The sequence below is a fragment of the Rhodoferax sp. ZS1R8 genome (assembly GCF_056521325.1).
On record NZ_JBWMBA010000143.1, the window covers coordinates 1 to 1,152 of the forward strand.

Below are 1,152 nucleotides of genomic sequence, written 5' to 3' on the forward strand. Positions count from 1 at the left end.
GATTTCGAGTTTGGTGAAATACAAAGCTCCGTTGATTAGTGGAATCGTAAACGGCACATAGTTATTTCCATTGCATGTTACGGTGCCTGAATAAGTAACTGTGCCACCAGTCGCATTGATTGCAGCCGTCACCGTCCAATTCAAGGTGTAGGTGCCACTACCCTGTCCTTCCACAAGCATATTCATGCCAGTCACTTGCCCAGCGGCTCCAGATGTGTCCTTGAATGTCATGAAAAGCTTGTCACCTGGATCGAACCAGTTTCCGCCAACACCGATCCAGTTATTGTTCGTGTTGACGGTAGCGGCAGCGCCCGTTTTGTCTATCGCAGTTAAGCTGTTTATCAAGTAACCGCCGAAACCAAGGTCGAGGTTGTTGATGTTCCCCCCGCTTATTGTGGTGTAGGAGCTTGACGACCCTTCGACGCCAAGTCGGCCCAAGGTATTGAGTAACTCGAAGGTGTACCGGGGGTGCAGGTCGACGTCGGAGACAGTTGTACTAATCTGCGCACGGAAAATAAGTGTTCCATCTGCTAGTTGCCCGGTCAAAGTTCCGTTGCCATTGTCGATATACAGAACTGGCTTTCCTTCGAACACGAGGGCGGGTAGTCCAGCGGTGCTCCATTTGACCGCAGTAGTGTCATTGGATAGTGTTGCCTCAGCCAGGAATCCGGTCTCCAAAAAGCTTCCGTCATTCAGTGTCGTGATGGTCTTGTTTCCTGTTACCAGTGGTGCATCGTCGAAGACGACAACGTTAAAGGCAGCACTCGAGAGCGATGTGCCATTGCTGTCTTTGGCAGTCAACGTCAGAGGTATGTTCAAACTGTGGGCCTCCCCCGCCACCACTGGATGATCAATTGCACGCAGTTGCGTGAAGGTATAGCCAGTGTTTCCTGAGCTCAGCGTAACCGTAAACACGGCACCGCTTGCCGCGGTGGACGCAGTAAGAGTCTTGGTGGCGTTGTCCCACACATAAGTAACAGCTTGGCCATTCGATGTGAGCCCCGAAGTTCCCGAATAGCCTAGTGATAGCGTCGCGCCTAGCGGGACGGCGCCGATTGTTCCTGTGTGAATGATGTTGTTTCCGGCAACCCCATCCCTGTTTTCGTTAACGTCGTCGTCGTCAGAGGTCGTATTGGATACCGCCATGGGCGC

General features: G+C 52.3%; 1 protein-coding gene. It reads right to left on the reverse strand.

All coding sequences use genetic code 11. From position 1 onward, the window contains the following. A partial coding sequence (locus AC097P_RS24505) for a hypothetical protein (RefSeq protein WP_479613020.1) occupies positions 1–1,152 on the reverse strand: 1,152 nt, incomplete at both ends.